Annotated in this window: 20 protein-coding genes; 7 read left to right on the top strand and 13 right to left on the bottom strand. The window is 63.8% G+C overall.

The annotated features are described in order from the left end of the window. Positions 1 to 594 precede the first annotated feature (594 nt). Positions 595 to 1,833, top strand: coding sequence for a hypothetical protein (locus AB4Y72_RS16095; RefSeq protein WP_441427148.1), 1,239 nt, complete (start codon positions 595 to 597; stop codon positions 1,831 to 1,833). Positions 1,834 to 2,314: 481 nt separating this feature from the next. Here the strand turns inward: AB4Y72_RS16095 and AB4Y72_RS16100 are convergent, their stop codons facing one another. The 8 genes from AB4Y72_RS16100 to wecB form a co-directional block, all read right to left on the bottom strand. After that, on the bottom strand, positions 2,315 to 3,688 hold the full coding sequence (locus tag AB4Y72_RS16100) for a UDP-glucose dehydrogenase family protein (RefSeq protein WP_441427149.1): 1,374 nt from the start codon (positions 3,686 to 3,688) through the stop codon (positions 2,315 to 2,317). A gap of 365 nt (positions 3,689 to 4,053) precedes the next feature. Beyond that, positions 4,054 to 4,710, bottom strand: a complete 657-nt coding sequence (locus AB4Y72_RS16105; RefSeq protein WP_441427150.1) for a hypothetical protein — start codon at positions 4,708 to 4,710, stop codon at positions 4,054 to 4,056. Then, a complete protein-coding gene (locus tag AB4Y72_RS16110; RefSeq protein ID WP_441427151.1) occupies positions 4,707 to 6,725 on the bottom strand; it encodes a glycosyltransferase family 2 protein in 2,019 nt (672 codons plus the stop codon). Before AB4Y72_RS16110 ends, AB4Y72_RS16105 begins: the two co-directional genes overlap by 4 nt. Continuing rightward, a complete protein-coding gene (locus AB4Y72_RS16115) occupies positions 6,718 to 7,134 on the bottom strand; it encodes a hypothetical protein (RefSeq protein WP_441427152.1) in 417 nt (138 codons plus the stop codon). The genes AB4Y72_RS16110 and AB4Y72_RS16115 overlap by 8 nt, the downstream gene beginning before the upstream one ends. After that, on the bottom strand, positions 7,121 to 7,891 hold the full coding sequence (locus AB4Y72_RS16120) for a hypothetical protein (RefSeq protein ID WP_441427153.1): 771 nt from the start codon (positions 7,889 to 7,891) through the stop codon (positions 7,121 to 7,123). The genes AB4Y72_RS16115 and AB4Y72_RS16120 overlap by 14 nt, the downstream gene beginning before the upstream one ends. Positions 7,892 to 7,902: 11 nt before the next feature. Beyond that, a complete protein-coding gene (locus AB4Y72_RS16125; protein ID WP_441427154.1) occupies positions 7,903 to 8,973 on the bottom strand; it encodes a GSCFA domain-containing protein in 1,071 nt (356 codons plus the stop codon). A 3-nt stretch (positions 8,974 to 8,976) separates the two neighbouring features. Further along, positions 8,977 to 10,188 (bottom strand): glycosyltransferase, encoded by a 1,212-nt coding sequence (locus AB4Y72_RS16130; protein ID WP_441427155.1) that lies wholly within the window; start codon positions 10,186 to 10,188, stop codon positions 8,977 to 8,979. Between the two features lie 27 nt (positions 10,189 to 10,215). Continuing rightward, positions 10,216 to 11,424: a non-hydrolyzing UDP-N-acetylglucosamine 2-epimerase gene (gene wecB, locus AB4Y72_RS16135; RefSeq protein ID WP_441427156.1), complete on the bottom strand. Its 1,209-nt coding sequence runs from the start codon at positions 11,422 to 11,424 to the stop codon at positions 10,216 to 10,218. Positions 11,425 to 11,633: 209 nt separating this feature from the next. Between wecB and AB4Y72_RS16140 the strand changes: the two genes are divergently transcribed. Continuing rightward, a complete protein-coding gene (locus AB4Y72_RS16140) occupies positions 11,634 to 13,298 on the top strand; it encodes a hypothetical protein (protein ID WP_441427157.1) in 1,665 nt (554 codons plus the stop codon). A 29-nt stretch (positions 13,299 to 13,327) separates the two neighbouring features. Here the strand turns inward: AB4Y72_RS16140 and AB4Y72_RS16145 are convergent, their stop codons facing one another. Both AB4Y72_RS16145 and AB4Y72_RS16150 read right to left on the bottom strand, forming a co-directional pair. Next, complete coding sequence (locus AB4Y72_RS16145; RefSeq protein WP_441427158.1) at positions 13,328 to 13,468, bottom strand: hypothetical protein; 141 nt, start codon at positions 13,466 to 13,468, stop codon at positions 13,328 to 13,330. A gap of 216 nt (positions 13,469 to 13,684) precedes the next feature. Then, entirely contained in the window at positions 13,685 to 14,266 is a 582-nt protein-coding gene (locus AB4Y72_RS16150) for a YdcF family protein (RefSeq protein ID WP_441427159.1), read from the bottom strand. A gap of 128 nt (positions 14,267 to 14,394) precedes the next feature. On the opposite strand from AB4Y72_RS16150, the gene AB4Y72_RS16155 reads away from it, so the two are divergent. Genes AB4Y72_RS16155 through rsmD form a run of 4 tightly spaced genes read left to right on the top strand, consistent with a single transcriptional unit; the run spans position 14,395 to position 19,385 of the window. Further along, entirely contained in the window at positions 14,395 to 15,426 is a 1,032-nt protein-coding gene (locus tag AB4Y72_RS16155; protein ID WP_441427160.1) for a thiamine-phosphate kinase, read from the top strand. Positions 15,427 to 15,448: 22 nt separating this feature from the next. Then, the gene (locus AB4Y72_RS16160; protein ID WP_441427215.1) at positions 15,449 to 16,525 is read left to right on the top strand and encodes a DAK2 domain-containing protein; all 1,077 of its coding nucleotides are present in this window, start codon (positions 15,449 to 15,451) and stop codon (positions 16,523 to 16,525) included. Next, positions 16,515 to 18,764 carry an ATP-dependent DNA helicase RecG gene (locus tag AB4Y72_RS16165; RefSeq protein ID WP_441427161.1) on the top strand — a complete coding sequence of 750 codons (2,250 nt, stop codon included), beginning with the start codon at positions 16,515 to 16,517 and terminating at the stop codon, positions 18,762 to 18,764. The genes AB4Y72_RS16160 and AB4Y72_RS16165 overlap by 11 nt, the downstream gene beginning before the upstream one ends. A 39-nt stretch (positions 18,765 to 18,803) precedes the next feature. Then, complete coding sequence (rsmD, locus tag AB4Y72_RS16170; protein ID WP_441427162.1) at positions 18,804 to 19,385, top strand: 16S rRNA (guanine(966)-N(2))-methyltransferase RsmD; 582 nt, start codon at positions 18,804 to 18,806, stop codon at positions 19,383 to 19,385. On the opposite strand, the gene AB4Y72_RS16175 is transcribed toward rsmD, so the two are convergent. Genes AB4Y72_RS16175 through AB4Y72_RS16185 form a run of 3 tightly spaced genes read right to left on the bottom strand, consistent with a single transcriptional unit; the run spans position 19,382 to position 22,193 of the window. Continuing rightward, positions 19,382 to 20,167: a spermidine synthase gene (locus tag AB4Y72_RS16175; RefSeq protein ID WP_441427163.1), complete on the bottom strand. Its 786-nt coding sequence runs from the start codon at positions 20,165 to 20,167 to the stop codon at positions 19,382 to 19,384. The two genes, rsmD and AB4Y72_RS16175, sit on opposite strands and share 4 nt — an antisense overlap. A gap of 2 nt (positions 20,168 to 20,169) precedes the next feature. Continuing rightward, the gene (locus AB4Y72_RS16180) at positions 20,170 to 21,378 is read right to left on the bottom strand and encodes an aminotransferase class I/II-fold pyridoxal phosphate-dependent enzyme (protein WP_441427164.1); all 1,209 of its coding nucleotides are present in this window, start codon (positions 21,376 to 21,378) and stop codon (positions 20,170 to 20,172) included. Beyond that, entirely contained in the window at positions 21,375 to 22,193 is an 819-nt protein-coding gene (locus AB4Y72_RS16185) for an SDR family NAD(P)-dependent oxidoreductase (RefSeq protein WP_441427216.1), read from the bottom strand. The genes AB4Y72_RS16180 and AB4Y72_RS16185 overlap by 4 nt, the downstream gene beginning before the upstream one ends. Before the next feature lie 159 nt (positions 22,194 to 22,352). Between AB4Y72_RS16185 and coaD the strand changes: the two genes are divergently transcribed. Beyond that, positions 22,353 to 22,853: a pantetheine-phosphate adenylyltransferase gene (gene coaD, locus AB4Y72_RS16190; RefSeq protein ID WP_441427165.1), complete on the top strand. Its 501-nt coding sequence runs from the start codon at positions 22,353 to 22,355 to the stop codon at positions 22,851 to 22,853. The last annotated feature ends 88 nt before the right edge of the window (positions 22,854 to 22,941 follow it).

The following is a 22,941-nucleotide window of genomic DNA, read 5'->3' on the forward strand; positions in this document are numbered from 1 at the left end:
ACTTCACGGACCCGGCCCGGCAACCCACGAACCTCTTGGAGCCGGGGTTCCGGTCACGCGTCGGCCGATCACGACACTTCATATCGCCTATACCTACAAGAACCGGCATAGACCTGAGGCCGAGGCGGCGGGCCCGGCGCCTGAGGGTGCCTCGCTTCAGGCTGGTGACTAGAGAACGAGGATCTGGCCTCGATCCTGAACGCCCACGCCCAAACCGTCACCACCGACGCCGCAATCGAAGGGTCCTCTAGGAACTTGGGCGCCGGAGTGCGGGCGGCAAATGGAAATCCGCGCCTTAAACTTTACGGCGGAGGGCACGCGATGCGCCCAGTCGCGAAGTCCAACCCCTCCGCTCCGCCGGTGGTGTTGGCACTATGGAAAGGCTGATGCAGTCTTGGAACCGCCCCACGGCGTGGTTCCGGAGCTCATCGAAGCGCACGCTCTCAGCGCGGGATTCGACTGAAGTTATAGAAGCCTCCTTCGCCGAGGCGACAGCCGGCAAGGAGCGGATCCCTGCTCGCCGCACGTCGTAAGCCCGTTGGATCCACCGGCCTCCAAAGGTTTTCCGAGGTGGAATCGTGAGACACTCCGTATATGAAATTAGCTCGACGGGTCCTCGGTACACTCCTGCTTGTCGGCGCCGCTTGCGCCGCCAGCGGCGCTAGTCCCGCCGTGGCTGCCACTGCGCCCGACTACTCCGGCGTTGGTAGCCGCACGTTGGCTTCTGCCCAGCCTGGCAGTCGCATGATCTACGTGTCCACGGGAGGGTCGGACGTTATAGGGGTCCAGCAGAAGTGGGGCTATGTCGAGTACAACCGGATCACCTGTCTTGACACCGGCATCAAGCCGCCTAACCAGCCTTCGTGCCCGGAACCGGACGCGAACAACCCACTCCGCACTGTGCAGGGTGCAGTCAAGATCGCCAAGCCTGGGGACGTGATCGTCGTTCGCGGAGGCGTCTATGATGAACGAGTCGGATGGGCCGCCCGAGCCGGTAGGTCCGACGCCCGAATTATGCTGCAGTCCTACCCAAAAGAAAAAGTGCTAATCAACGGATACCTTTCGTTGAAAGGCGCGGACTACTGGACAATCCAGGGCGTTCACTTCGGCTACAGCTCCATCAACACGACGGGACAAGCTCTCGTTAACTTCTTTGGCGGAACCGGCTGGTCCTTTGTTAACAACGAGATCGCTGGTACGCGGGGAGTGGCTAACCTGCTCATCCGGGAGCAAACCCCCGCGTCAGACTCCGTCGCGGACCGGACCGCAGCGGCTCCCCATGATTACATGATCGGCGGCAACTGCATCCATGACGCTGCGAAGACCGGTAACGCGGGTGAAATGCACAACATCTACCTTATGCCGACAATATATTCCGGCGCTGGAACCATCGAGAACAACCTCATTGCGGGGGCGCCCCTGGGCGCGAACATCAAGGCGTCTGGGAGCAGTGACCCAAACGGCGCTCCGCGTGATTTGGTCATCCGAAATAACACGTTGCTTTACGGCGCCTCCGGGTTGGTCATCGGCCAAGCTGCCTCCCATGTCGAAACTATAGGAAACCTCATAGGGTTAGGCATCAATTCCGGCGCATATGACGGTGGGGTGAAGACGTATGCGCTTGTGGCCGCGGACACCGATTCGGTCAAGGATACGCTCATTGCCGGTTACGCCAACCCAATCCGGCAGCCATGGAAAGCCACTCCGACCCTCTTCTTACGGCGAAACGTGACACCCTCCACCCTGTCGCTTGTTGGATCGGTTGCCAACTGCTCGGCTCGTGCTGCAGACCCTGCCGTCCGGGATGCGTATGGCCATCTGTCCCTGCGCTAGCGCGACTATGGTTCCAGTGGGAACAAGGGTTCTTGCCCGGGGCAGACGGGCAGTATCCCCTCTTTAGCCGCGTGGAGCGGCCGCGTAGCCGAACACGCTCGCGAACTTTTGCACGCTCTTGACAATCTCAGCTTCGGTCCGCGCGATTGGTCGCGGCTACGCGCCGAAGCCGCCGGATCGGTGCAACCGAATTCTCCCGTAGCACGGGGTCTTCGGACTGCAGTAGGAGCCGGTTCTAAATGCCTTCGGCCATGAAACGGCGGTGACAGCCCCGCAGTTTGCCAGGGCCCGAACTGCTCCGATAAGTCCCGCGACCCGATGCCGGCGAGGGATCGGGTCGCGGGACCTGATATTGGTTCGGGAAGGGACGACCCTAGACGAGTGAAGCTGGGCATTAACTGTTCGATGTATGCCGATGATCATCGTCAAGAACTTCGAAACAGGTTCTCTGGCCCGCGGACAACGTACTTGAGAGCCTGTCCTAGCTGCAAACGGAACGGAACGGCGCTCCGTCTGGATAGACAGACTTACGGCCGAGGGACTCGAATCGCCAGCCTTCGTCCTGCCATACGTCGGCCCGCAGGACGTTCCGACCGTCAATGATGGACTTCGACTCGACCATCTGGCCTACTTCGGATGGGTCAAGGGTCTTGAACTCGTCCCATTCGGTGAGCAGGATCGTCAGTGCGCTGTCCCGGAGCGCATCGATGGCTGAAGTTGCGTAGTTGAGGCGCGGGAAGCGTAACCGGGCGTTCGCCATGCCCTCTGGGTCATAGACGCTCACGTCCGCACCGGCGTTGAACAGTTGTGCCGCAACATCCAGGGCAGGAGAATCCCGCACGTCGTCGCTGTGTGGCTTGAACGCGACGCCTAGGATGGCAATCTTGCGGCCTTGAATGTCTTCGAGGATTTCATGGGCCAAGTGGACCACGCGGTCCCGGCGACGCAGATTGATCTCGTCCACTTCCGTTAGGAACCGCATGGTTCGGTCGAGGCCGAGCTCGCTGATCCGGGCCTGCAGGGCCCGGATGTCCTTGGGAAGACAGCCGCCGCCGAAGCCGACGCCCGCATTGAGGAATCGTCGTCCGATCCGGTTGTCGAGCCCAATCGCATCGGCAAGGACGCGGATGTCACCGCCGACCTGTTCGGTGACCTCAGAGAAAGCGTTGATGAATGAAATCTTCGTGGCTAGAAAAGCGTTGGCGGCGGACTTGACTAGCTCAGCCGTCTCCAGATCGGTAGCAATGAACGGCGTTCCGGCGTTGATGGCCGTCGCGTAGACCTGCCTCAGCACATCAATTGCTGCCGTCGAGTCGCCCCCGACGACCAATCTGTCAGGACGCAGGGTATCTTCCACTGCGTATCCTTCACGGAGGAATTCCGGGTTCCACAGGAGACCGACTTTTGCGTCACCCTCGATTTGTTCGTTGATGAGGGCCCCTAGACGCCGGGCAGTGCCGACGGGCACCGTGGACTTCCCGACAATGAGGCAATCCTTGGTGATGTGGCTGGCAAGCGTGCTGGTTGCGCCATCGACATACGTCATATCAGCCGCGTGATCACCAGCCTTTTGGGGCGTGCCTACCGCGATGAAGTGGACATCTGCCCAGGAGCCGACCTCGGCGTAGGACGTAGTGAACCGCAGACGGCCGCTGGACGTGTGCTTGCGCAGCAGCTCCGGTAGGCCAGGCTCGTGGAAGGGCAACACCCCGGCGGCCAGCTGTTCGATTTTCTTGGGATTCGTGTCCAGACCCACGACTTCGAATCCGAGTTCCGCCATGCATGCCGCGTGCGTGGCTCCTAGGTAGCCCGTTCCAATAACGCTTATTTTCAGTGACAAGATTACTTCCCCCATTTGCATTGTTCTTAGGTATTCGATTTGCCCGGGCGGACCGGACCCCGGCGATAATATATCCGTTTTTGACGCCTTGGAAGGGCTAGTCCAAAGCGGAAAGGTCGCGACATCGCCCCTGGACGGACTTATCGTTGGCGAGCTCCTGGGAATACCCGACGCATTGTTTCTTCCGACAAAAGAGACCTCTTCAAATATCAGGATTATGTTTCCGGTACTAGCCGGACAGAGTTCGTATGCTATCCGGACGCCGCCGCTGCAATCCGGGCCTTGGACAGGGGAGAAGCCAATTCATGCCCCTTTGCCCAAGGGGATTCTTCATCGTTGGAACAGGCCTTCCCCATTGACATTTGGGCCGACCAAGCTACTTAGCCGCAAGTTGCCTGGATTGAGAGTGACAAGCCCGCGGGTTCCAGCAGCGCCCGGAGGGAGTCCGTCTGGATCGGGCCGGTGACGTCGAACGACTCGCATGTGGCGATTCCCGCGGCACTCAGGTCCGCGGACAACAGGACACCGGCAGCCAGAGATGACAGGGCTTCCGAAGATCTCATGGGTTGCCGCTGGGCGTGCAGCCAGGCGTTCGAGGCGACTCTTAGAGAATCCATTGTTAGCAGTCCGCCGGAGTTGCTTTCCGTTGGGAGGATACAGACCCGGATGTGCCGCTGCCGACCGAGTTGGTTATCGGGTGCCGAGTGTGCTCCGGAGTGGTCGAGTACAAGTATGGAGTCACCATGCAGTGAGCTGTTTTCAACGTAGTTGACGGGGTCCACTCGAACCAGTCGCTCACGCAAAAAGACTTCTACGGCGCGGGCTACCACAGCGGAAATTGGCTTCTCGAACATGAGTCGATCGTTGGCATATTGGCCGAATACGAGCGCGGCGGCGACCGCGACGCGATCTTGGTCAATATTCTCTACGATGTAGTCAAGATAGAAAGTGTCAACAGGCGGCTGAGTGTCTCCGCCCTCGGGAATTGCCAGCATGCCCGAACGTCCAAAGCTGTTCGCTGTCCACTTAATTTTCATCGTGATTCCCCCACGTTTCGAATGGCGATCGCGAGCTGTGCGGCGACGTCCTTCGCCGACTTTACGATCAAGAATGGCTCCAGATTCGAAGAAGCGCTCCCTCGGTCGTTGCCTAGGAGCTTCCTGACCCCATCGATCAGATTTGGCTGATCAAGGATTGAGAATTCCAGATCTGATACCTTCGTCGACATCCGGCCTGACGCTGGCTCGGGAGCCCCTGTCTGTGCCACCCAAGCACAGTCTGTCCGCCCGCGCGCCACATGGGCGCTGATGGCCTGCATCGCCATTTCGCAAGGATCGCCGGCTGGGCCCTCAATTGCGGAAAAATCGATATTGGCGGTGCGAAGGGCCGCCATGTCCTTCCACGTCACGTTAGAAAAGATCTTAGAAGTGGTAAAGCCGTCCTGATCAAGGGTTTGGCTCTTAAGGGTGGCCCCGGAACCGGTCGGAAGAACGTTCCCGCCCGAGGACACTCCATTGACCTTTGAGAGCACGCGCCGCTGGACAAGGTGGTCGGGCAGGTATGGCCGGACACTCTTCCTGAAGGAATCCGCCGCCAGGTCGGTCAGCCACTCCTCTGAGGCATGCGTCTTGGCCGGGTCGGCAGCCGCACCGTTGGCGAATTTGAGAAGCCGCTGGGACATCTTCGCTGAGGCTTGCTGGATTTCACCCGCGCTGCGTGTGATCTGGCCCCCGTGCAATCGACGCAGGATGAGGTTCTCGCCCGAGTGCCGGAGACGTACGCCGGATCGGATCATCCGGAGCGCGACGTTGTTGTCGACGCCGCTCTTGAGCGACTCATCGTACTTGAACTGTTTGAAGATGTCCGCTCTGATTAGCCAAGTCGGGTGAGTCGGGTTGTTTCCGTAGCGGAGCGCCGTCTGGATGTTGAACAACCGGTGCACGAGCCGGTGCATCTCACCGGTGTCGTGGTCGAAGTGGACTGAGACGCCGAAGCTACCGTGATCTCCGGGCTCCAGCGATTCCAGTTGACGTTCGAGCCGCCACGGCAGCATGATGTCGTCGTCGTCGTGGACGGCGATGAACGCGCCGCGCGCCTGGCGCGCTCCAAAGTTGCGGGACGCCGAGATCCCTGCGTTCTCACGGTGGAAGTAGCGGATTCGGGGATCGGTGAATGAACCAACGACTTCGGCGGTGTTGTCTGTGCTGCCGTCGTCGACGATGATTACCTCGAAGTCGCGGAGTGTTTGGGCCTGGATGGAATACAAGCACTCGGCGATGTAGCTGGCCCTGTTAAACGTGGAGATGACGACGGATACTAGTGGGAGATCGGACGCGCCCGAACCCCACCCCAGCAGATCACCGAAGAAGGACGGATCGTGCGGCTCGGCGGCCGTGCGGACGGCGTCCGTCGTCATCTTGGCGTTCATCCGCGTAGCAATCGTATAGACACCGACCTTGGGCTCGGTCCAGGTTTCGCCTATGCCGAATTTCTTACAGCGGCGCAGGAAGTCCGACACCGCTAGGTCGAGGCTAAGGATTGATGGTTTGAAACCGCACAGCGTGTGTAGCGTCCGGCGCGGTACAACGATTGCGGCAGTCGAAGCCTTTCGGGGAGAAGCCAAGGAATCCGTCCGTGCGGTGGACGGGCCGACGATGAGCTCATCCACCTCCGCCGAGGACATTACGTGAAGAGGGCGGACGACGCGTGTTGCGAGCCGCACAACTGATGTTGGGTTGGATTCCACGGACGCGGCCAACTCGCCCGCCGTCTCGGAGGGCAAGACCGTGCCGGCCGCGATAATCAGTATGTGCTCATTCGCGAAACGGACGAGAGCCCTGTTAGTGGCGGACGCCACCGTTTCAGACTCCGGCATGAAGTAGTACTTCTCGTGGGATTCAAATTCGGAGCCGCTAAGAGCAAACGCGGAGACTATGACCGGGGTGAGGCCGGACCATTCAAGGGACTTCACCGTCCGGGCGACGGATTCTGCGTCGTGGTCGGCGCCGGCCACAATCAGCGCGCCGAGATTTTTGATGATGACTTCAGTCATTGGTCAGCAACTTCCCTTTCGAAATGACGCTGAGGCCGGGCGTTCCCAGCGCGTTGAACGTCGCGATTGACCAGACGCTGGCGACTGCGGCCTTCGGCGCAAGCTGCTTGGTGCCCCAGGGGAGTATGGAGAGCCTGGCGTCTGAGATTTCTCGGTCGAGGGTGATAACGGGTAGCACCAGAGCGCCCGCGCGGTCCAACTCAAGGTAACGGTAGTGTCCGGCAAGCGATTTGGAGAAACCCCATGCCTCGGATGTCACAGAGGCTCCGTCCGCCAGCGAGATCAGGGCCACGAGGCCCTTGGCCGGAACTGGCATCGCCAAGTCGACGACGAACTCCAATGACGCCGTTGACGTAGGGAAGCGCCAAGCGTACTTGAGGCTGGAATTCCGAGTATCAAGCAGTTTCATTTAGATCTCCATCATTCACGGCGGTCGATAGTTCAAGGAGTTGTTCGACAACCAAACCGCCATATTCAGCGTTCATGTGAAAATAATCGCCCTTGGAGTAGGGGCTGTCCGGACTCAGATCAGCCGTGTCGGCGAAACCGAACCGACCCTGGGTGAAGCCGGGGCGGCCTAGGGTGGCCACGGGCTGGGCCAGCACGCGCACGCCACCTGCCTGCAGTTGCGCAAGTTGGTCGTAGTAGTGGGCGACGAAGACACTGAGATCCCTGGAGCCAGCGAGGTCGCGGAAGAAACGCAGGTGGTCTTCTGTCCTGTCCAGGACCCACTCCAGCGGCAAGGGCTGCTGGACGTAGTACACCTGTTTCGATGTCTTGAGCCGCAGGGCGTCGATAACCCGCATGGCCTTCGACCCTGCGTAGAGGTCTTGACGCATGGCCGCGTGGGCTGCGGGTGACAAGAGATAGGAACCCTCACCGCGCTCGTGCTCGTCCGACCTAAATTTCTCGTAGGTCTTGGCTAGAGCCGTGAAGGAAAAGTGCATCCCGAACACAACGAAAGCGTCGTAGACATTTACGTCGACCTCGGGCGAGTAGGCGCAGCGGATGTCGTCGAACCGTGCGAGTTCTCTTTCGCCGTCAACGATTCTTAGCGGCAGCTCGCCATATGTGCGCTCAATGTGGAACCCGGCCTTCAGCCAATCGTTTCCGGCGCCCCTCTCCTTCCAAGCGGGCACTACGTGACCCAGATGGGAGTCACCCACAAAGCAATACTTCATTCTCCGAACACCTCCAGCATGGCTTCTTCGCAGAGAACTTCCTCTGCCGTTATTGGGGCTTCGGGCGGCGGCGTCTCTGCGACCGGAGGGTACGAACGAAAAAAGTGCCGCATAACCGTGCTGACGCCTTCGGGGGAAACACCGCGAAGCGTGTCGTCCCAGAAGCGACCCTTGGACTGGCTCCCAGTGATGATTTCGAATGAGGGGAAATAGTCGACATCGGAGTAGCGACGGACGAGTTCGCCCGTCGCCGCGCGGAGGACGGCCTTTGAGTAACTCGTAGCCACCAGAACATGATCATCACTGGCGGTTGCGGCAAGTGCCACCGGAGAGACGGTGACGATGAACTTCAGCTGAGGATTGTACTTGTGCAAAAGAAGTCGTAGCTCTTCGAAGTCCGAGAGGATCTCCGCGTAGTCGAAGTTCTTGAATTCGAAAACCGCAGGGTCAAAATCACCACAAATCGTTCCTGGCGCTGTGGGGAAAACCGTCCCCGAGGCGATGTCAACCCACCCCTCAGTCAGTCCGAAGGTGTAAACCAGAACCGTGGCGGAATACACCATCCTCCGTACAGCGGCCAGATGCTGTTCCCGGTGTTCCCTGACAGCCTCAGGACTTTCAAGTCCTTCCGGCTCGACAGAGGGACGGAGCGCGTCATAATAGCGACCGTTCTTCGTCCAGATCCAATTGCTCGGCTCTCGCTCGCCGAAAGCCTCCTGGGCCAGCTGTAACAACTGGCGCACGTAGTAGATATTTCCAAACCGAGCCGAGTAGACACCGAAACCGAACTTCTCAGCCGTGGAGGCGGTGGCGAAGCCGGGCGCGGGCTCGGCGTCGACGACATTGAAACCGTTGAGCCTTAAATTCCTAGCGATGTGCTGAGCAAAGCAGCTGCCGGCGGTAGCTATGGCATCAGACTCGCCGATGGCGAATTTCTTCTCGTGCAGTTCCTCAAGGGCCTCGCCCTGATCATTGGACACTGCAGCTTTCCAGAACGCCTTGGCAGGCCTGCCTCGATACGGGGATTGTGCTCTCTGATTTTGAGTCGAGGTCTTAATTGGCGACATGCTCTATTCCTCCAGGCTATTTCGCTGGTTCCGACGAGACGGTTGATGGTCGAGCTTCTCCAGGACCCCGCGCGAAAACTCGCGCGAAAGCTGGACGGCATCGAACTGGTCGGCGTAGCGCCGCACTGCGTCTTGGGTCGAGTACTGGAAGAACCGCTCGGCGCGCTGGAACGCCGCTACAAGGCTCTCCGTCGAGTTGTCATGCACCCGTTCACCGATTTCTTCCGGCATGTCTTCCCAAAGAGCGGGGACGTCAGAGGCGATGACGGGAAGGTCGAAGGATTGGTATAGCAGCACTGCGCCGCTATTCAGCATGCGGGTGTATGGCGCCAGACCAACGTCGGCCGCCCGCATGTAGTTCTGCACGAAATGATTTGCGATCTTCTTGTCTTCGATCAGGATGTTGGGATGCGCCCGGCAGCGTGCGACGAATTCAGCGACCTCCGGAGTGCCGTCCGGATTACCGCCGACCAGCAGCGTGCGGGGGATCGAAGGGTCAGTAGCACAGAACGCGTCAAAGGCATCCAGAAGCCGATTCAGCCCTTTGTATGCTTTCAAGGCACCCAGAAGGACGTAGACGCGGTCCTTGGGGCCGATGCCGAACTCAAGTCGTGCATTATTTCGTGTGACGTAGTCTTCGTAGGTCGTCCGGTAGTTCGGGTGCGGCACCGTCAGCAGCTTCTGCCTATCGATCATCAGGGCCGAGGACATCATGTCGGCCGACGCGTCGGAAAGCACATGCAGGACATCGGCTTCGTCGGCCAAGATCTGCTGGGCTTTCATTTCAAGGTCAGGATATCGAGAATCGTGCGGAATGATGTTGTGCAGCGTCCAGACGATACGGCCGCCGCGACCCTTGAAAGAGTCGATCGAGTTCTGAAAATCATTAAGTCTATTCTTGGCTGTTGTGTAACTTTTAATTCCGTTTAGGACAAAAGAGGTCCAGTGGATGTGGAGTATGACATGGGACGCATCCGGGCGCATTGCGGCCAAACTATCAAAGGACCAGCTGTCGATGATGGGAACGGTCGCTACGTCGTAGTCAGCGGCAGCCTTGTAAAGCAACGATTGATAAGGGTTAACTCTCCCCACAGGCGTATAGCCGAGCACATGGGGGACAGCGGTGGAAGTAGCGGCCAACATTTCGATCGCCGCCTTGGCTTCGGCGAGGGGTGAGTCTTCCTCGTTAAAGTAGCCTTTGAGCTTTAGCTGCACAGATTTCCTCCTGGAACAGATCCGTTTTCATGTCTGCAATTCACTGCGTCTCCGGTCCGCCTCATGCTGGCTCCCGTGCAAGGCCGTTGTCGGCGCCTGTCTGAAGTCCTCCAGCCTGTTCCCAAGGTTCAACAGCTCGGCAATCGCGGCCACAGTCCGGGCCGCCGCCTGCCCGTCACCGTATGGATTGACGGCATTCGCCATGGAATCAAAGTGGGTCCGGTCATCAAGCAGCCGTGTGACCTCGTGGACTATACGGTCCTCATCAGTGCCAATGAGGAGAACAGTCCCGGCGGTTACGGCTTCGGGACGTTCAGTGTTATCCCTCATGACGAGCACAGGCTTACCCAAGCTCGGTGCCTCTTCCTGCACTCCGCCCGAATCTGTAAGGACGATGTGAGCCATTGCCAGCATCCGGGTAAATTCGCCGTAGGCCAACGGTTCCGTGACGATGATATTGGCCCGCCCATCCAGGGCTGGAAGAACAGCCTCGCGTACAGCAGGATTCTTGTGAACCGGCAGGACAATATCTAGGTCAGGGTGCGCGTCAGCCAACCGCGCCAGGGCGCGTCCGACTCCCCGCATGGCTTCGCCCTGGTTCTCACGCCTATGTGTCGTCACCAGAAGAATTCGCCGCGCGCTCGTTTCGAGGGTCTCGAGTGCGCGGTCGGAGAATGGCACGTGTTTGCCCGCAGTCGCAAGCAGCGCATCAATGACGGTGTTGCCGGTGATGACGATGACGTTCGGGTTTACGCCCTCGGCCACAAGGTTCGCTTTACTGATAGTCGTCGGAGCCAAATGTAGGTTAGCGATCTGGCTGGTCATTTTGCGGTTTGCCTCTTCCGGGAAGGGAGAAAACAAATCCCCGCTGCGAAGACCAGCTTCAACGTGAACAACTGGGATGCCGCGGTAGAACGCGGCGATGGCGCCGGCGGTTGAGGTCGTGGTGTCGCCTTGAACGATAACGGCGTCAGGTTTGTGATCGATGAAGAGCTTATCGAGTCCGTCAATGGTCCGGGCCATAATGGCGGACAGGGACTGGCCGTGCTGCAGAATATCGAGATCATGATCCGGGACGATTCCGAACAGCTCGTTGACCTGGTCCAGCATCTCGCGGTGCTGGCCGGTGACTGTGACGACGCAGTCGAAATGTTCAGACTCTTGAAGGGCGGCAATGATGGGTGCCATCTTGATGGCTTCCGGTCGAGTTCCGAAAATTGGCATGATGCTTGGCATGGCGATTCCCCCGAGAAAGATTTAGGCCGCAGACCTTTGAATCCTACGTGACGCATGCGCCGTGGCGTGAAATCTGCTTCCGCGGCGGCCATTGGCAGGATTCGGGATAGAGTCGAGACGAATCCAGGCTCGCCACATTGCGCTCCCAAGAGCCCCGCGACATTCTATTGATAGGCCAAGGGCTCAGCCTAACGAGCTAGGGATCGGTCATGGAACACAAGGCAGAGACGAAACGGTGGGACTTCCTTCGAGGCTTGGTCGTTCGCGCGTACCCCGTGACTTTGGCGATCGTGGCTCTGGTCGCTAATCTTATGACCGCGTCCTTGCCGCCGGCCGTCGCGACCAGCCCGTCATTCCCGGTGAGCGGGTACTTCGTCAGTGCCAGTGCGGACGACGCCATCAACACCAGCAAGCTGACTGCCATCAAGGCGCTGGGGGGTGACACAGTCATTACCTTCGGGTCTCGATTGTTGCCCGTTCGCCTTGCGAGCGTTCCGGCCGACTGTCGGATTGGCGCCGTGAACTGCGCGTCGGCGGCGGCGGCCGGCGTGCTCCTAAATAGGGTGTTCTACTACGCCGATTCCAGCCCGTGGGGCGTTGCCGCCCTCAAATGTCCACGGGACCGGAGCATCACCAACGGCAACAAGCTCTTTACCGTGCTGGTGCTCCCAGCTGCGAGTTCCGGGTGTGATGCGGCGGACAATCGCTATGACGTCGTGGTGGTCGGCGGCGGGAGTGTGGCTGGCGCGAGTGCGGCCGGATCGATGGCGCGAATGGCGACGAGCTTGGCGATGAAGTACTTCTCTGGGATGCCTATTCCGGCCTCCAGGACCGATCTCACATTCTTGCCGGACCTTTCCTACCAGAACACTTTCAGTAACTTCTCGGACCGGTACCTGCAGTATCAAGCCGCAGTGAACAATGTCCCCGGCTTGGCTGGGTTTTACCTTTCAACGGAGATGCCTCTTAATGACGGGGCAACATTCGATCCTGTCCTGGCCGTGTACAAGATCCAAAACCATGCGATACGACGCATTATGCCAACGAGGTCCGCCGTTATCAGCCCGTACATCGACGCCCGCGCCGCCGCCTTTGGCCGCGTAACGCCGGCACAAGCGAAGGCCGCGGCACGGAAAATCGCGCTCACAGCCGGCGGTGTTCCCTTGAACATCGCAGTCCAGGATGGCATGGGCACGGGGAAGGGCGGTGCCTACTTCGGTGATGAAGCCAACTCACCCGTGGACCAGTACGCGGCTGCCATAGTGGGCTCCGGCAGTTGGGGGAGCAAATATGTGGCCCCGAATCGAGACTACTTTCAGGCAGCCGCAGCCGGCGTCGCCGGAACCGGGGCAACGCTCTGGGCCAACATGGAAGGGATGGCTCCGGCCAACGGAACAAACCCATGTAACTCCAACCCTCGCGGACAGACCACGAAGGCACGCGTCGACAGGCAGCTCCAGCAGATGGCGAATGCCCCAAGCAAGATTGTTTCCTTCATGTGGGACACGTACTACACCTGCACCGGGACGGGGGTACCCCTGGCGCGCAAGCTGCAGGACGGGAAAGCCACTCCCATTATCACGGACAGCGTTTTTGACGCCGGCTCCGGTTCATTACAGGTGACCGGCTTCAACCTGAGCGGGGCAACTATAGAACTGCGGTGGACGACGGCGTCAGGGCTGGCGCGGTCCAGGACCGTGGCCGCTTCCGGCTACAACCCGTTGTTCGGCCAACAGCGGGGTCTTAACCCGTCCCTGCAACGTATCGACGCCAACGTGGGGGCAACGAGTCTTGGCTTGGGAAAGTACTACATGGTGAAAGTGACCAACACTTGGGGTGCCATCAACCCGTTTTATGCGAAAGCCGGATTCTGAGACCGAGCACTGCCAAACGCCCACCGAATTCAGCCTGCGAGAACCAGCGCGACTACCAGCGCGGGAACGCTCACCAGGATGGTTGCGACCACCAGGAGAGCCACGAAGCGTTTGCGCCGGTAGGTGGCCTCCAGGGTCACTGCAGCGGCTGCACGCGTGGCCGCTGGCACGCGTCCAGCTGAGGAAGTGGGCGGAGCATAAGGCACGGCGTTCGGCACTAGCAGCGAGTCGGGGATGTCTGCTCGGAAGCGCTTCCGGCGAAGGTGCCGGGGCGCGGCAACCAGTGGGGGAGCGGCGTCGGGATAATGCTCCAACGTCTGTCCTCCTCGCCTCGTGAACCTGCTGGGTGGCTGACGGCGTCAACCGGGTTAGCCCTCATTCTTACATCACCGCGCGCCGCCGGAGCACTCCGGCCGCAGCGACACATCGATCAGGCCGCCCGTTTCGATGACGAAGCGCCGCAGCCACTGCAACGGCGAGAGATCCGGACGCGACGCGACCATCTGTACGTCCGCCGTCGTGCACTGCCCGATCAGGCGTCCCGCACGGGTGACGTGGTAGCTGGAGGTCACCACCGTGACGGACTTCCAGCCGTTGGCCTCGATCAAGCGGGAGATGGCCAGCGCTTCCCCCCGGGTGTCCAGGTCCGGGGGCCGGAAGCAGATAACGCTTGGGTTCGGAAAGACGGTTGAGTTGCAGGCGTCATCCGCCTCGCGGTTGCCGAGCGTGTCCGTGTGGGAAATCACCAGCACCGGGATGCCGAACTCGGACTGGATTTGGCGGGCCACCGGCAGGCGTTCGGAGGCCGCGCCGCCGAGCATGATGACGGCGTCGGTCCGGTGCACGCTCAAGGGGTCGACATTGACGAACAGCTGCACGGTGATGATCAGCCAGACCAGGAAGCCCCCGACGGCGAACGCCAAACCCCGCACCACCACGGGTGGCAGCGCGGGAATGAGTCGGGGCATGCCTAAGAGTTTGGCACGTGCCCTGCCAACCCATGAAATACGCTGCCGACCTGCTGTTATACGCGCCGCCCCGCTGCCCAGCCGCCGTCGTCACCCCTGCCGTCAGCCCTGCGCGGTAGCGTAGGGCTGTGCCTGAACCGCTGACCCCCACGCCCCTGACAGTGTCCGGACTCTCCGAGTCGGAATTGCTCGCTCGGATCTTTCCGCGGCTCCACGGCGGAGACGACCGGACCCTGCTGCTGGGCCCGGGCGACGACGCCGCGATCGTGGCGGCGCCGGACGGCCGCGCCGTGGTCAGCATCGACACCCTGGTGGCGGACCAGGACTTCCGGCTGGAGTGGAACAACGGCTACCGCACCTCCGGGTACGACGTCGGCTGGAAAGCCGCCGCCCAGAACCTCAGCGACATCAACGCCATGGGCGCCCGGGCCACCTCGATGGTCGTCAGCCTGACCATGCCGCCGGAAACCCTCGTGTCCTGGGTGGAGGACTTCGCGGACGGGCTGAGCTCCGGAATCCGCGAACTGGGCGCAGCTAACTGCGCCGTGGCCGGCGGGGACCTCGGCCGAGGCCGCGAACTGGCCGTCAGCGTGGCGATCCTCGGCACGCTCGAGGGCGGCAAGCCCGTGCTGCGTTCCGGCGCACGGCCCGGGGACACGGTGGCCCTGGGCGGAACGGTGGGCCGGGCCGCCGCCGGGCTCGCGCTGCTGGAATCGGACATCCCTGTGGCGGCCCTCAGCGCCGAGCAGCGCTCGCTGATGGACACCCAGTGCCGGCCCCATCCGCCGCTCGCCGCAGGACCCCTGGCCCGTGAAGCGGGCGCATCGGCCCTGATGGACATCTCGGACGGCCTGGTCCGGGACGGCAACCGCATGGCGGCGGCCAGCCACGCGGTACTGAACCTGGACGCCGCGGCCCTGAAGGAACTGGCGGTGCCGCTGCTGCCGGCGTCGGAGCTGTTGGAAGCGGATCCGATGTCCTGGGTCCTCGGCGGCGGCGAAGACCACGGACTGCTGGCCACATTCCCTTCGGAGCTTCAGCTCCCTCCCGGTTTCACTGCGATAGGCTCGGTAGAGGCCCCTGCACCAACGGAAAGCACGGGAGTGAAAATCGCGGGCAGGCCCGCTGACGCTGTGGGATGGGATCACTTTGCAGACTAAAATTGCCGCCAACGCGCAAGCGATGAAGCGGTGGTTGGTCAAGGCGGAAACCACGATCGGAAACCACAGCGACCGCCTCAACGCCATCAACATCTTTCCCGTGGCCGACGGCGACACGGGCACCAACCTGTACCTGACGGTCCGCGCCGCCGCCCACGCCGCTCACGGCACGGATGCCGTCGCGGACGCCGTCGCCGATCCGTCGCAGCACCATTTACTGCACACCGTCGCCGCGCCCGATCCGGCCCTGCACGACGTCGGCGCCGTCCTGGCGCAGGCCGGCCAGGCGGCCATGGAACAAGCACGCGGCAACTCGGGAACCCTGTTTGCCGTCTTCCTTTGCGCCGCCGCCGAACCCCTGGCCGGGCACACCCGGATCAGTTCGCCGCTGCTGGCAGCGGCCCTGAACCGGGCCCAGATCCGGGCCTGGTCCGCGCTGAGCGACCCCGTGCCCGGCACCATGCTCTCCGTGATGGAGGCAGCCGCCCGCGCCGCGGCCGCCGTGGACTCCGCGCACGACGGCGACGACAGCAACCACACCCTGGGCCTGGCCCTGGATGCCGCCGTCGAGGCCGCCCTGGCCGCCGTGGTGCGCACCGAGGACCAGCTCGACGCCCTGCATGCCGCCCACGTGGTGGACGCCGGCGGCGTGGGCATGCTCCTGATCCTGGACTGCCTGCGTTCCGCCGTGCTGGGCGAGGAACTCCAGAGCGAACTCCTGGACGGACTGCACGGCTACGACGTCCAGGATCCGCACATCCACGCCGACATGCCGCGCGATGACGGCGTCGAACTCATGTGCACCATCTCCCTGTCTCCGCTGGACGCCGCCATGCTGCGGCAGCGGCTCGACGAAATGGGCGACTCGGTGATCATGAGCCAGGTGGGCGGCGCCGCCGACGCCGCCGGAAACTACCGCTGGCGCGTCCACGTCCATGTCCCGGACGCCACACCCGCCGTCGAGCTGATCCGTTCCCTGGGCGAACCCACGGACATATCCGTGAGCGAACTCGCAGTGCCGCGCGATCCGGACGCGGAAGCCGCCGTCGCGCCCGTACTGGCCACCGAAACCCGAACCCCCGACGGACATGCACGCTGAACTTGAACTGGACCTGGACCGCCGCATCGGCAAGCGGTCCGCTGCCGTCATCGAAAAACACCTCGGCATCACCACAGTTGGCGGGCTGCTGAACTACTTTCCCCGCCGCTACCTCAGCCGGGGCGAACTCACGCCCATCAGCGAGGTCCCGCTGGACGAGGAAGTGACCCTGATCGCCCGGGTGGTCTCCAACAGCACCCGGTCCATGCGCGCCCGGCGGGGGTCCATCACCGACGTCGTAATTTCCGACGACGCCGGTGCCGGGTCCGCACGGACCGGCGGCGCCCTCCCGGGCACGCTCAAGGTCAGCTTCTTCAACGGGTTCCGGGCCAAAGCCGAACTCCAGCCGGGCCGGCGCGCCATGTTCTCCGGCAAGGTCACCCGCTACGGCGGCTCGCTGGGCCTGACCAACCCCGACTTCCTGCTGCTCGACGAGGACCCCGATACCCCGGGCCTCGATCCGGAGAAGCTCGCGGCCATGCCCATCCCGGTGTACCCGGCCACGGCGAAGCTCACCAGCTGGTCCATCCAGAAGGTCATCTCGACCCTGCTGGACACCGCCGAGCTGGACTCGCTCGGCGATCCGCTGCCCGCGGAGATCGCGGCGCGGGAGAAATTCCTGCCGGTCGCCGACGCCTACCGGCTGATCCACGCCCCACAGTCCCCGGCGGACTGGCAGCGCGCCCGGGACCGCTTCCGCTACCAGGAAGCCCTGGTGCTCCAGTCGGCCCTGGCCCGCCGCCGCGCCCAGCTGGCCGCCGAAGAGGCGACAGCCCGGCGCCCGGCGCCGGACGGGCTGCTGCCCGCCTTCGACCGCCAGCTGCCGTTCACGCTGACCGCCGGGCAGGCCGCCGTCGGCAAGACCCTCGCCGCGGAGCTCGCGCAGGACTCCCCGATGAACCGGCTGCTGCAGGGCGAGGTGGGCTCCGGCAAGACCATCGTGGCCTTGCGCGCCATGCTGCAGGTGGTGGATGCCGGGGGACAGGCCGCCCTGCTGGCCCCCACCGAAGTCCTCGCCGCCCAGCACTATGAATCCATCCGGCGCACGCTCGGGCCGCTCTCCCGGGACGGGATGCTCGGCGGCTTCGGCGCGGACGCCGTCCAGGTCACTCTGCTCACCGGCTCCATGCCCACCGCCGCGCGGAAGCAGGCCATGCTCGACGCCGCCTCAGGGACGGCGGGAATCGTGATCGGCACCCACGCCCTGCTCAGCGAGAACGTCTCCTTCTACGACCTCGGGCTGATTGTGGTGGACGAACAGCACCGCTTCGGCGTGGAACAGCGCGACGCCCTCCGGGCCAAGGCCAGCAAGCCGCCGCACCTGCTGGTCATGACCGCCACCCCGATTCCCCGGACCGTGGCCATGACCGTGTTCGGGGACCTGGAAACCTCCGTGCTGGACGAGCTCCCCGCGGGCCGCGCCCCGATCTCCACGCACGTGGTGGGCCTCGCGGAGCACCCGGCGTGGGCCAGCCGCATCTGGTCCCGCTCGCGGGAGGAGATCGACGCCGGCCACCAGGTCTACGTCGTGTGCCCGAAGATCGGCGAGGACGACGACGGCGACTTCACGCCGGGCGAGGCGGAACCGTCCGCCGCGGACCTGGAAGGCGACAACGGCTCGCGCGAGCTCGCGTCCGTCACCGGAGTCGTGGAACACCTCCGGGACGAGCCGGCCCTCGCCGGGGTGGCCGTGGCGCCATTGCACGGCCGGCAGGACCCCGCCCTCAAGTCCGGAACCATGGCCGCCTTCACGGCCAACGAGACCAAGCTGTTGGTGTCCACCACCGTGATTGAGGTCGGCGTGGACGTGCACAACGCCACCCTCATGGTGATCCTGGACGCCGACCGCTTCGGCATCTCCCAGCTCCACCAGCTGCGCGGCCGGGTGGGCCGCGGCGGCCTCCCGGGGACCTGCCTGCTGGTCACCACCCTGGAGCCGGGCCATCCGAGCCGCCGCCGGCTCGACGCCGTGGCAGCCACCTCCGACGGCTTCGAGCTCTCCCAGGAGGACCTCAAGCTCCGCCGGGAGGGCGACATCCTGGGCGCATCGCAGTCCGGCGGCCGGTCCACGCTGAAGCTCCTCCGGGTGCTGGAGCACGAGGACATCATTGCCCGCGCCCGGCAGGACGCCCAGCGGATCGTGGCGGCGGATCCCTCCCTGGCGGGCCAGCCCGGCCTCGCCGCCGCGATCGACGAATACCTGAACCCCGAGAAGGAGGCGTTCCTTGAACGCGGCTAGGACCACGAGACAGGCCAACACGTCCGCGGGGGACCGTACATGAGCCGGATCATTGCCGGCGCGGCCGGCGGCACCCCGCTGACGTCCGTCCCCGGCAACCTGACCCGGCCCACGACGGACCGCGTCAAGGAGGCGCTGTTTTCCCGGCTGGACGCGTTCAATGTCATTGCCGGCGCCCGGGTGCTGGACCTCTACGCGGGCTCCGGCTCGCTGGGGGTGGAGAGCGGCAGCCGCGGCGCCCACTCCGTGGACCTGGTCGAATTCGATGCCAAGGCCAGCGCCGTCTGTCAGAAGAACGCGGACCTGGTCAACACCGTGGCGGCCCGCAAGGTGGTGTCCGTGCACCGCTCCAAGGTTGAATCGTTCCTGGACCGGACCGCCGAGGCCGTGCGCTGGGACCTGGTGTTCCTGGACCCGCCCTACCCGCTGGACGAACCGGCTCTTGCGGCCGTGCTGGCCAAGCTGGTGCCGCACCTGGGCGAGGGCGCCGTTGTGGTGGTGGAGCGCTCATCCCGGACCCCCGAGCCGGCCTGGCCCGAGGGCCTGGAACGGTTTGCCGAGAAGAAGTACGGCGAAACCCGGCTGTGGTTCGCCGAGCCCGGCGTCGCGCCTGCGGATTAGCCCGCCAGCACGTCCAGTTCGACGCCGGCGAGCACCTTGGCCGGATGCGGCCCGCGCGCGGTGAGCGCCGCCGTCCAGACCTCCGGCCACGGGCCCTGCGTGCCGGTCAGGATGATGTTCCCGGGGTACCGGCCGGTGAACATGCCGGCCTCCGCGAACGCCGACACGCCCGTCATGGCCCGGCGCAGGGCCGCGACCTGGCTGCGGACCAGGGTCAGCCCGGGCTCGTCGCCCACGTTGACAATCAACACCCCGCGCGGCGTCAGCCGCGCCGCGGCCTCCTGGTAGAACTCCGTGCACGCGATGTGTTCCGGGGCCTCGGGCCCGGAGAAGATGTCCAGGATCACGACGTCGAAGCGCAGGTCCGCCGGCAGCCCGGCGAGGGCGTCGCGGGCATCGCCGATCACCGTGTGCAGCCGCGTCCCCTCCGGCAGGGGCAGCTGCGCCAGCACGAAGTCCAGCAGTTCGCGCTCCAGTTCCACGGCGTACTGGACCGACCCGGGACGGGTGGCCTGGATGTAGCGGGCCAGGGTCAGGGCGCCCGCGCCCAGATGCAGCGCGGTGATTGGCTCGCCCCAGGGGGCGGCCAGGTCCACCACATGCCCGATCCTGCGCAGGTATTCGTAGAAGATGTCCGCGGGATCGGCCAGGTTCACATGGGACTGCTCGGCCCCGCCGATGCTCAGCACGAAGCCGCCCTCGGTAAAAGGATCCGGTTGGATCTCGGCGTGCTGTCCCGTGGTGCGCAGGAAACGCGAGCCGCCGGGCCCCTGCTCGGCCATCTTCACAGCCTGTCGCGCAGGGTCGCCAGCCGCTCGGCGGCCTCCTCAAGAACGTGCAGCTGCTTGCAGAAGGCGAAGCGCAGCAGGCTGCGGGTGCGTTCGGCGCCGTCGGCGTGGCAGAAGACCGGCACCGGGATCGCGGCGACGCCCACGAGGGCGGGCAGCCTGCGGGCCAGTTCCACGGAATCGGTGATGCCGAGCGGGGAGGTGTCCACGTTCACGAAGTAGGTCCCCTGCGGAGTCAGGACGTCGAGGCCGGCCGCGCGGAGCCCCTCGCTGAGGATGTCCCGCTTGTACCGGAGGGTGTCGGCGATGCCGGTGTAGAACTCGTCCGGGAGGCCCAACCCCACCGCGATTGCCGCCTGGAACGGCGTGCCGGAGCTGTAGCTCAGGAACTGCTTGACGGTCCGGGCGGCGGCCACCAGATGCTCCGGTCCCGAAAGCCAGCCGATCTTCCAGCCGGTAAAGGAAAAGGTCTTGCCCGCGGAGGAAATGGTCAGGGTGCGCCCTGCCGCGCCGGGCAGGGTGGCCACCGGAATGTGCTGCACCCCGAAGGTCAGGTGCTCGTAGACTTCGTCGGTGATGATGACGGCGTCGTATTTTTCGGCCAGTTCGACGACGCGCTGAAGCACCTCGCGGGGGAACACCGCACCGGTCGGGTTGTGCGGATTGTTGACCAGCACCACCTTGGTGCGGCTGCTGAACGCGGCTTCAAGCGCGGCGAGGTCCGGCATGAAATCCGGGGCCAGCAGCGGGGCGGTGACGTGCGTGGCACCGGAGAGACCGATGATGGCGCCGTACGAGTCGTAGAACGGCTCGAACGTGAGCACTTCATCGCCCGGGCCCACCAGCGCGAGCAACGAGGCGGCGATGGCCTCGGTGGCGCCGGTGGTGACGATGATCTCGGTCTGGGGGTCGGGAGCCAGCCCGTAGAAGCGCTGCTGGTGGACCGAGATCGCTTCCCGCAGCGGCAGGATGCCCTTGCCGGGCGCGTACTGGTTGGCTCCGGCGGCGATGGCGGCCTGGGCGGCCTCCTTGATCTCCACGGGGCCGTCCTCGTCCGGGAAGCCCTGACCGAGGTTGATGGCGCCCGTGCTGAGGGCCAGGGTGGTCATCTCCTCGAAGATCGTGACGCCGAGGGAACCGTCGGGGGAGAGCAGGTTGGCGCCGGTGGCGGCGCGCTGCCACGGGTACTGCAGGGAGGAATTCATCGGGCGCCCGCCTTCTCGTCCCGGCCGGTGAACTTGTCCATGGTGGAGTAGATCCCAAAGACCTTCCCGCCCACGAAGTCCCAGGCCCGCACAGGCAGGATGCCCTTGAGCACCTTGCCCAGCTTGGCCATCGCAGGGGCGATCAGTTGCGGCTGCCCGGCGGCGGTCGCCCGCCAGGCCCGGTCGACGGCGTCCTCCGGGGTCATCAGCGGGGTCAGCAGCGGGCCGCGGGCTCCCTCGAACATGCCCGTGGAGATGTAGCTGGGGCAGAAGGTGGTGACGGCCAGGTGGCGGTAACCCTGTTGCTCCAGTTCGAGCCGGAGGGAATCGCTCCAGCCGATGACCGCCCACTTGGAGGCCGCGTACACACTCATCCGCGGATTCGAGACAGTGCCGGCGGCGGAGGCGACGTTGAGGATCCGGCGGGGCCGGCCGGCGTCGGCCATCATGGCCGGCAGGAACGCGAGCGAGACATACATCGGGGCCAGCGCGTTGATCTCCATGGTCAAGGCGATGTCCCGCTCCGGGATGTGGTCCCAGAAGTACGCGCCGCGGACGATTCCGGCGTTGTTTACCAGCAGCGCCAGCGGTCCCTCGGCCTGGGCTTCGAGCGCGGCCTCGCTGATGGCGGCACGGTCTGCCAAGTCCACCGTCCGGGTGACAGCGCGGGCGCCGAGGGCGGCAACTTCAGCGGCGGTGCGGGCCAGGGCCTCGGCGTCGACGTCCCAAAGAATCACCACCGCGGCGCCTTCCCTGGCGGCGCGGAGGGCGTAGAGCCGTCCCATGCCCATACCCGCACCCGTCACCAGGACCACGCCTCCGTCCACGGTAAAGGGCTGCGTGGTGGCAGGCCGGGCTGCGACAGGGCGCGCTGTGAAAGGAAGGGCTGTGAACGGCAGGACGCGGCGCTTGTTCGAGGCTGACATGCAGTCATGCTATCCCGGCCCGTGGCGCGAATACGGTAGGTTCGGACCATGAGACGTGCCGTATGCCCTGGCTCCTTTGACCCCATCCACAATGGCCACCTGGAAGTCATTGCGCGTGCCGCGGGCCTCTTCGACGAGGTGATCGTGGCGGTGTCCACCAATTACGCCAAGAAGTACCGCTTCAGCCCGGAGGAGCGGATCGACATGGCCAAAGAAACCTTCGCGTCTTTGCGGGGCATTGTGGTCGAACCCGTGGGGGAGGGGCTGCTGGCCGAGTACTGCCGGCAGAGGGGCGTGTCCGCGATCGTCAAGGGCCTGCGATCCTCCTCTGACTTCGACTACGAACTGCCCATGGCCACCATGAACCGGCAGCTGACCGGCGTCGAAACCGTCTTCCTCCCGGCGGAAAGCCATTACCTGCACCTGTCCTCCACCCTCATCAAAGAGGTCTTCTCCCTAGGCGGGGACGTCTCGGACTTTGTTCCCCGCTCCGTGCTGAAACGGCTGGCGCCGGGCGAGCCGGTTCGGGACCACGCGCGCAAAGTGTAAGCTTGACCGGTACTCGGCGGCCTGCTGCCGGTTGCGCGGCCCGTTCCGGGGCCGGTTCGGCGGCGTCCTGCTGCCGACTACCGCCCGG

Origin of the sequence: Arthrobacter sp. YAF34 (genome assembly GCF_052113245.1) — a bacterium.
Lineage (GTDB): Bacteria > Actinomycetota > Actinomycetes > Actinomycetales > Micrococcaceae > Arthrobacter.

What these genes read in the sequence shown, in the direction of transcription:
- coaD (WP_441427165.1), top strand. Translation starts at nt 22,353, where the DNA reads ATGAGACGTGCCGTATGCCCTGGCTCCTTTGACCCCATCCACAATGGC.
- AB4Y72_RS16105 (WP_441427150.1), bottom strand. Translation starts at nt 4,710, where the DNA reads ATGAAAATTAAGTGGACAGCGAACAGCTTTGGACGTTCGGGCATGCTG.
- AB4Y72_RS16100 (WP_441427149.1), bottom strand. Translation starts at nt 3,688, where the DNA reads ATGGGGGAAGTAATCTTGTCACTGAAAATAAGCGTTATTGGAACGGGC.
- AB4Y72_RS16110 (WP_441427151.1), bottom strand. Translation starts at nt 6,725, where the DNA reads ATGACTGAAGTCATCATCAAAAATCTCGGCGCGCTGATTGTGGCCGGC.
- AB4Y72_RS16150 (WP_441427159.1), bottom strand. Translation starts at nt 14,266, where the DNA reads ATGCCCCGACTCATTCCCGCGCTGCCACCCGTGGTGGTGCGGGGTTTG.
- wecB (WP_441427156.1), bottom strand. Translation starts at nt 11,424, where the DNA reads ATGCCAAGCATCATGCCAATTTTCGGAACTCGACCGGAAGCCATCAAG.
- AB4Y72_RS16160 (WP_441427215.1), top strand. Translation starts at nt 15,449, where the DNA reads ATGAAGCGGTGGTTGGTCAAGGCGGAAACCACGATCGGAAACCACAGC.
- AB4Y72_RS16165 (WP_441427161.1), top strand. Translation starts at nt 16,515, where the DNA reads ATGCACGCTGAACTTGAACTGGACCTGGACCGCCGCATCGGCAAGCGG.
- rsmD (WP_441427162.1), top strand. Translation starts at nt 18,804, where the DNA reads ATGAGCCGGATCATTGCCGGCGCGGCCGGCGGCACCCCGCTGACGTCC.
- AB4Y72_RS16175 (WP_441427163.1), bottom strand. Translation starts at nt 20,167, where the DNA reads ATGGCCGAGCAGGGGCCCGGCGGCTCGCGTTTCCTGCGCACCACGGGA.
- AB4Y72_RS16140 (WP_441427157.1), top strand. Translation starts at nt 11,634, where the DNA reads ATGGAACACAAGGCAGAGACGAAACGGTGGGACTTCCTTCGAGGCTTG.
- AB4Y72_RS16095 (WP_441427148.1), top strand. Translation starts at nt 595, where the DNA reads ATGAAATTAGCTCGACGGGTCCTCGGTACACTCCTGCTTGTCGGCGCC.
- AB4Y72_RS16115 (WP_441427152.1), bottom strand. Translation starts at nt 7,134, where the DNA reads ATGAAACTGCTTGATACTCGGAATTCCAGCCTCAAGTACGCTTGGCGC.
- AB4Y72_RS16180 (WP_441427164.1), bottom strand. Translation starts at nt 21,378, where the DNA reads ATGAATTCCTCCCTGCAGTACCCGTGGCAGCGCGCCGCCACCGGCGCC.
- AB4Y72_RS16125 (WP_441427154.1), bottom strand. Translation starts at nt 8,973, where the DNA reads ATGTCGCCAATTAAGACCTCGACTCAAAATCAGAGAGCACAATCCCCG.